Consider the following 7,806-nt stretch of genomic DNA (forward strand, 5'->3'; position numbering starts at 1 on the left):
TGTACAGGTGCTCGGCCAGGGTCAGGTAGCCCGACAGCGGCTCCAGCACGTGCTGCCACGGGCGGATCGCGTGCGGGCTGCGGATGCGCACCGGCTTGCCGGCGGCGATGGCGCGCACCATGTCGGGGATCAAACGGTCCTCGGCCCAGTCGCCGCCGCCGATCACGTTGCCGGCGCGGCCCGAGGCCAGCGCGACGCCATGCTCGGCGTATTTGTCAGGGTGGAAGAACGACGAGCGGTAGCCGGCCGTCACCAGCTCGGCGCAGGCCTTGCTGTTGCTGTAGGGGTCGTAGCCGCCGAAGGCTTCGTTCTCGCGGTAGCCCCAGGCCCATTCCTTGTTTTCATAGCACTTGTCGCTGGTGACGTTGACCACGGCCTTGACGCCGGGCGTGTTGCGCACCGCCTCGAAGAAGTTCACCAGGCCCATGACGTTGGTGGCGTAGGTCTCGACCGGGTTGGCGTACGAGTAGCGCACCAGCGCCTGCGCCGCCATGTGGATGACGATCTCGGGCCGGGCCTTCATCATCGCCTCGCGCAGGGCGGCGCCGTCGCGCACGTCGCCGATGATGGAGCTCATGCCGGCGGCGACGCCGGCGCTCTCGAACAGGCTGGGCTGGCTTGGTGCTTCGAGGGCGTAGCCGGTGACGTCGGCGCCCAGTTGCTGCAACCACAGGCTCAGCCAGCTACCCTTGAAACCGGTGTGTCCGGTCAGGAAAACACGCTTGCCGCGCCAGAAGGCCGGATTCATGGCCATCGCTTCCACGGCGCCTTGCCGCTGTCCCACAGCTCTTCGAGCAGGATCTTGTCGCGCAGCGTGTCCATCGGCTGCCAGAAGCCCTTGTGCAGCCAGGCGTCGAGCTGGCCGTCGGCGGCCAGCTGTTCCAGCGGGCCCTTTTCCCAGATGGTGCTGTCGTCTTCGATCAGGTCGATCACTTTCGGCGACAGCACGAAGTAGCCGCCGTTGATCCAGTTGCCGTCGCCCTGCGGTTTTTCCTTGAAGCTCAGGATGCGCTGGCCGTCCATGTCGATCGCGCCGAAGCGTCCCGGCGGCTGCACCGCGGTCATGGTGGCGAGCTTGCCGTGTTCCTTGTGGAAGGCGATCGACGCGGCGATGTCGATGTCGGCCACGCCGTCGCCGTAGGTGAAGCAGAAGGCTTCGTCGTTTTCGACGTGCTGGCGCACGCGCTTGAGGCGGCCGCCGGTGAGGGTGTCGGCGCCGGTGTCGACCAGCGTGACCTTCCACGGTTCGGCGTGGCGCTCGTGCACTTCCATGCTGTTCTTCTGCAGGTCGAAGGTGACGTCCGAGGTGTGCAGGAAGTAGTTGGCGAAGAACTCCTTGATGACGTAGCCGCGGTAGCCGCAGCAGATGACGAAGTCATTGATGCCGTGGGCGGAGTAGCTCTTCAGGATGTGCCACAGGATAGGCTTGCCGCCGACTTCGACCATCGGCTTCGGTTTGACAGTGGTTTCCTCGCTCAGCCTGGTGCCCAGGCCGCCTGCCAATATGACTGCTTTCATACTATCCCCGACTAGTTGAGCTGATGATGTGTGTGGTCCGTACTGGACGTATTGTCAGCCACATCCGTCGTATTTTAAACGAAAAGCAGGGGCCGATTGGGGCATCTTCTGGAAGGATGGGAAATTTCCACAAAAAAGCGAACTCAGGTTGACAGCAGCAGTTGGTAGCCCTGTCGCAGCACGTCGTGCAGCGCGTCGAGATGGGGTCCGGCGCCCGGCGCCAGCGCGGCGTGGCGGCTGGTGAGCAGCGCGCCCAGCGCGGCCAGGCGGCTCGCCAGTATCTGCTTGAAAGCGTCGGCGTCGGTCAGGAAGGCATGCTGCGCATGGGCTGCGTATAAAAGATGCAAGCCGTCGAGGGCGCGCGCCAGCGCGCCGAGCTCGGACTGCGCGGCGGCCGGCGCGCTGTGCGCGTGGCGCTCGGACAGCGGCTCGGCCAGGTAGACGCCGGAGCCGGACGCCAGCGCCGACAGCGCGATGGCGATGCCGGGCAGCGATGGATAGTGCCGTCCGAGATAGCGGCCGAAGCCCGCGCCAAGTATGCTGCGGCGCAGCAGCAGCGTGCCCGGTTCGCACAGCGTGGCGGTGGCGGCGGGATCGGACGACAGCAGCAGGCTGCCCAGCGCGGCGCCGTCGACCACCGTGTCGGCGCCGAACAGCGGCTGCTCGTTGCCGTCCGGCGGCCGGCGCCAGCTGCCGACCAGGCCGACGTTCGGGAAGTTGATGTAGAAGTGCATCATGCGCGCCAGTTTTTCCGGATGCAGCGCGTCGCCGTGCGGCGCGACGGCGATGTACTCGCCCAGCGACAGCGCCAGGCAGTGATCCAGGCAGGCGGCCGGCGACAGGCCGGGCGCGCGGCTGTAGCGCAGCTGCGGATGGCGTTTCAACAAGGGTGCGATGCGGGCGCGCAGCGCGTCGCCGCCGCTGCTGTCGCAGATGACGATCTCGGTATGGCCCCAGCTTTGCGCGAGGGCGCTGTGCAGCGTGCGTTCCAGTGAGGTTCCATCGCCGTCCGCGTCGTCGTGCGCGGCGATCAGGATGCTGGCCAGCGGCAGGCTGGTGTCGTGATGGCGGCTGCGGTCGGCGGCGCCGTCGCTGGCGCCATTGCTGTTGCTGTTGCGCTCCAGCGTGCCGCGCGCCACGCGCAGGTAAGCCTGTTCGAGGTGGCGAACGAAGCGCGGCGTGTCGAACAGCGCGGCGGTCTTGCGCTGGTTGGACAGGCGCCGGCGCAACGCGGTGAGCTGCGCCGGCGCGCAGGCCAGCCGCACCGCCGCATCCTCGTATTCCTGCCGGCTGTGGGTGACCAGTTCCGGCAGGCCGGCCGCGTGCAGCAGGCTGCCGGATGTGCGACTTGCATAACCGCGGCCGGAGCGGGTCAGCAGCGGCAGGCCGGCTTGCAGCGCGTCGCAGGCCTGGTCCGCGGCGTTGAACGGCAGGGTGTCGAGGAACAGGTCGGCCACCTGGCAGCGCCGCAGATCAAGCTGCGGCTGCGGCTCGGCAAAGCGCAGCCGATCGCTGGAAACGCCGTGGCGCAGCGCGGCCACGCGCAGGTTGTCGCGCACTTGTTCGCTGTCGGCGGCCAGCCACAGCACGCTGTCCGGCACGCGCTGCAGGATGCGCATCCAGCTGGCGAACTGCGGCGGCGCCAGTTTGTGGCCGTCGCTGAAGCAGCAGAAGACGAAGCCCTGGTCCGGCAGCCCGCACGCGGCACGCGCCCTGGCGCGCGCGGGACGCCGGCCGGGTTTGCGCTGGCGGTCGACGATCTGGAAGGTGTCCGGCAAATACAGCGGCTGTTCGCTGAAGTAGGGCGCCAGTTCCTGCGGCAGCGCGTAGGCGTCGGCCAGCACGTGGTCGACGCCGTCGAGCGCGGTGGTGCCGGGATAGCCGGGCCACGCGATCTGCATCGGCGCCGGGCGCAGCGCCAGGATGCCCGGCCGCCCGCCGGCGTGCAGGCCGTGCAGGTCGACCAGGATGTCGATTTCGTGCGCCCGTATCAGCTGCGCGGCTTGCAGGTCGGTGCTGCCGGCGATGCGCAGATGGTGGTCCAGGCCCTGCACGATGCGCAGGCGCAGCGCCGAGTTGTCTTCCTCGTCCCAGCAGAAGCCGTAGACCTCGACCAGGCTGCGGTCGTGCAGCGCATACAGTTCCGCCGTGTGGGCGAACGAGTCCGGCGACAGGTAGCCGATGCGCAGCTTGCGGTGGGTGTAGCCGGCGGCATCGGCCAGCGGCGCCGCGCCGCGCGCGACGTGGGTGGCGACGTGGCGGCGGGCGGCCGCCAGCTGCACGGCCGGATCGTCGCTGGCGCTGAGCGTGGCCGGCGCGGAGGCGGTGGCCAGCAGCTGCTCTTCGTCCAGCCCCGGCAACGGCGCCAGCACCGGCCAGGCGCACTGCTGCTGGCGCAGGCGCAGCCAGTGCGCGGCCACCAGCGGCTGGCGCGGGTCCAGCTGCAGGCTGTGGGTCAGCGCTTCTTCCGCCTCGTGGCGGCGCTGCAGGCCGTCGGCCACGCGGCCGATGTTGTTGAACAGCTGGATCTGCAGCTTGCCGGCGTTGGCGGCGTTGGGGTCGAGCAGGTCCAGCGCTTCGTGCCAGGTGTCGAGCGCTTCTTCCGGACTGCGGCGGCGCTCCATCAGCGCGCCCAGGCCCAGATAGGCTTCGGTGAAGCGCGGCTGGATCTCCAGCGCGCGGCGGTAGGCGTTTTCGGCGCCGCGCTCATCGCCGCCCTGCATCTGCAGCACCGCCAGGTTGTACCAGGCCGCGTGCATCAGCGGCGTATCGGCATGCCTGATCCACAGTTGGTAGAGGGCGACCGCCTGTTCGGGCTTGCCGCGCGCGGTCAGCAGGCCGGCGATGCCGATCAGCTCCGTGATCGGCAGCACGCCCAGTCCCGCCTGCGCAAACGCCAGCGTGGCCGCTTCCGCGACGTTGCCGGCGGCGATGGCGGCGTTCAGCTGGGCGGACATGGCGATTCCGGCGTCAGGCGGCGACCGCCACCAGGATGTACTGCGGCGCCAGCGCGTCCTCGACCGCGATGTCCGGATCGACGCCGCTGGCCTGCGCCATCAGGCGTATCGCCGCCAGGTATTTGTCGCGCGCCGCCTCGTCCGGAACCCGCGAGCTGCCGCCGGCGATCTTGAAGCCGGCCTGCTGGAACAGGTCGAGCATGGCGCCGCGCGTGAAGATGCGCTTGTGGCCCTTGTTCATCGCCGCGCCGTGGCCGTAGCGCAGGTCGCCGGCGTTGAGGCGGGCCTGGATGCTCCAGTGCTGGAAGTTGGGAATGGCCGCCACCACCCGTCCGCCCGGCGACATATTCGAGCGGATCTTGGTCAGCACGGCCCACGGGTCGTTCATGTATTCGAGCACCTCGCCGAGGATCCAGCAATCGGCGCCGGCCACGTGCGACCAGAATTCCGGGCTGGCGCTTTCGATGTCCTGGTCGAACACGTAGTCGCAGTGGGGGCGGGCGGCGTTGGCCGGCGCCGGATCGCGCTCGATGCCGGTGTAGTGGCAGATCGGGTTGCGCTGGCGGTAGGCCTTGGCGAAGGCGCCGTCGTGGCAGCCGACGTCGACCAGCTTGCCGGCGTTGGCCGGCACCTGCGCCAGCAGGTCCTGGTTGACGTGCGGCGTGGCGGCGGGCAGGTCGTAGTGGTAGCCACCGGTGCGGATCACGGTGCCTTGCCAGTCGTGCTTGAGGAAGCGGCGTTGCGGCGCGCGGCTGAAATCGTCGCCGACCCAGTCGACGGCGGCGATCAGGTCATGGGCGCCGGCGCGGTGGATGGCCAGCATGGCTTGCACCATCGGCGCGCCGTGCTTGATCGGCAGCGGCCACAGTCGCGCCACGTCCAGGTTGACCAGCATGCAGGCCGGGTGCAGGTAGCGCACGGTGCCATCCTGCGGACGGTCGTAGCCTTGTTCATTGACCAGGTGCAGATTGCCGGCGCCGTACATGCCCGGCTGCAGGTGGCTTTGCAGCGATTCGATGAAGCCGGGGTTGATCACTTCCACGTCCGAATCGAGGAACAGCACCTCGCCCTTCAGGCCAAGGTTGTTGATGGCCCAGGTCATGCCGGGGCCGTGGTGGATGTTGTAGCCGAACGGGATGAACTCGACGTTGTCGTGGCGCGCGGCGATGGCGCGGATCTGTTCCGCGATGTCCGGATTGGAGCCGTCGATGATGGTGACGCGGTTCGGGTAGAACTTGCGCAGCGACACCAGCAGCGCCTCCACCAGGTCGGGCGCGTTGTAGGAGACGGTGACGATCGGGATCTGCGTGGCGGGCAGGCGCGGCGCGCCGGCCTTCAGCAGCGCGGTAGGCGGCGGCGCCATGCGCGGCGCGGCCGGTTTGGCGATCTTCTGCAGCACCGCCTCCATGTTGCGCACGAAGCGCGGGCTGTCGAACAGCGCGCAGGTGCCGCGGTGGTCGTGCAGCTGGCGTTTCATGGCGGCGATGTGCGGCGGATCGTTGGCCAGCGCCACCGCCTTCTCTTCGTAGTCGGCGAAGTTGAAGGTGATCAGTTCCGGCAGGTCGACCGCGCGCAGCAGGCTGCCGGCCATGCGCGACGAGAAGGTCTGGCCGGCGCAGGTCAGCAGCGGCAGGCCGGCCCACAGCGCGTCGCTGGCGGTGGTGCCGGCGTTGAACGGGTAGGTGTCGAGGAACAGGTCGGCCAGCTGGTAGCGTGCCAGGTAGTCGGCCGGCATGGCGCGGCTGTTGAAGATCAGGCGCGTGCGCTGGACGCCGGCCTGCTCGGCGTAGCGGTACAGGTTCTCGCGCACTTCCGGATAGTCGGCCACCAGCCACAGCACGCTGCCGGGCACGCGGCGCAGGATGTTCATCCACACCGTGAACACCTCCGGCGTGAACTTGAAGTTGTTGTTGAACGAGCAGAAGACGAAGGCGTCTTCCGGCAGGTTGACCGAGGCGCGGGTCGGCTTGGGCGCGATCAGGCGCTGGCGGTCGTTGATCTGGAAGGTGTCGGGCAGGTACAGCGGCTGTTCGCTGAAGTCCCTGGTCATCTCCGGCGTGATCAGGAATTCGTCGGCCAGCACGTAGTCGATGCCGGGCAGGCCGGTGCTGCCGGGGAAGCCGAGATAGGTCAGCTGCACCGGCGCCGGGCGGTAGGCCAGGATGTTGGGGCGCGCGCCCAGGGTCAGGCCGTGCAGGTCGATCAGGATGTCGATTTCGTGGGCGCGGATGGTGCGGGCGGCCTGCTCGTCGGTTAGGTGGTCGATGCGCAGGTAGTGGTCCATGGCCTTGACCACGCGGGCGCGGATCGGCGAGCCGTCCTCGCGGCTCCAGCTGAAGGCGTAGATGTCGAACTTGCTGCGGTCGTGCAGCTCGTACAGTTCGGCGGTCAGGATAGACACCGCGTGCGAGCAGAAGTCCGACGACAGGTAGCCGATGCGCAGGCGGTCGTGCCGGTAGCCGTGGGCGCCGGTCAGCGGCGGCACGTCGGCCTTGACCTTGTCCTTGACGAAGCGGCGCGCGGCGGCCAGCTGCTGGGCCGGATCGGCGGAGGCGCTGAGCATGGCCAGCGCCGAGGTGCCGTCCATCATGGTGCTGAGCGGGATGTCGAGGCCGCTGTAGACCGGCCACGCGCACTGCTTCTGGCGCAGGTGGACCCAGTGGGTCATGACGTCGGCCTGCTTGGGGTTGACGCGCAGGCTCTGGGCCAGCCGGGCTTCGGCCTCCGGATAGCGCTTGCGGATTTCCAGCAGGCGGCCGAGGTTGTTGAGGGTCTGGGTGTACAGCGCGGGGGTGCTCTGGATAGGGGGCTGGATCGGATCGTTGAGGATCTGGTTCCACATGGCCAGCGCCTCGTCCGGGCGGCCGCCGCGTTCGAGCAGCGAGCCGAGGTTCAGGCGGCCCTCGACGAAGTCCGGATTGAGCGCCACGGCCTGGCGCAGCAGCGCCTCGGCGCCGGCGTCGTCGCCGGCGCCGGACAGCACCACGGCCAGGTTGAAGCAGGCGGCATAGGCCAGCGGGGTCGGCGTGTGGTCGATCCAGGTGCGGTACAGGGCGATGGCGGCCGGCAGCTGTCCGCTCTCCTGCAGCACGCCGGCGGCGCTGAACAGGTCGGCGATCGACAAGCTGCCCTGGGCGGCCATCGCCATGACGGTGCCGAGCGGGCTGGACTGAAACAAAGCGGGGTCGATAGGCAGGTGTGCGGTCATGGCGTGGCGGGCAGTGAAATTCCTTGCATTCTACCCCGCAACCCCGGGGTCAAGTCTGACATTCGGACACGGTCTCTGCCGTAGCGGCTGCTACGGCAGAGACCGTGTCCGAATGTCAGACTT

4 protein-coding genes are annotated in these 7,806 nt (G+C 68.7%); all 4 read right to left on the reverse strand.

Annotated features, from left to right (window positions below):
* The coding region (rfbG, locus tag KVP70_RS30215) for a CDP-glucose 4,6-dehydratase (RefSeq protein WP_217946122.1) at window positions 1-748 on the reverse strand (748 nt) is incomplete at its 3' end.
* Window positions 745-1,518, reverse strand: coding sequence for a glucose-1-phosphate cytidylyltransferase (gene rfbF, locus KVP70_RS30220; RefSeq protein WP_217946088.1), 774 nt, complete (start codon window positions 1,516-1,518; stop codon window positions 745-747). The genes rfbF and rfbG, both read right to left, overlap by 4 nt.
* 143 nt (window positions 1,519-1,661) lie before the next feature.
* On the reverse strand, window positions 1,662-4,475 hold the full coding sequence (locus KVP70_RS30225) for an O-linked N-acetylglucosamine transferase family protein (RefSeq protein WP_217946089.1): 2,814 nt from the start codon (window positions 4,473-4,475) through the stop codon (window positions 1,662-1,664).
* A 13-nt stretch (window positions 4,476-4,488) separates the two neighbouring features.
* Window positions 4,489-7,683, reverse strand: a complete 3,195-nt coding sequence (locus KVP70_RS30230) for an O-linked N-acetylglucosamine transferase family protein (RefSeq protein WP_217946090.1) — start codon at window positions 7,681-7,683, stop codon at window positions 4,489-4,491.
* Window positions 7,684-7,806: the final 123 nt, after the last annotated feature.

It is taken from the genome of Duganella violaceipulchra (genome assembly GCF_019166075.1).
Taxonomy (GTDB): Bacteria; Pseudomonadota; Gammaproteobacteria; order Burkholderiales; family Burkholderiaceae_D; genus Rugamonas; species Rugamonas violaceipulchra.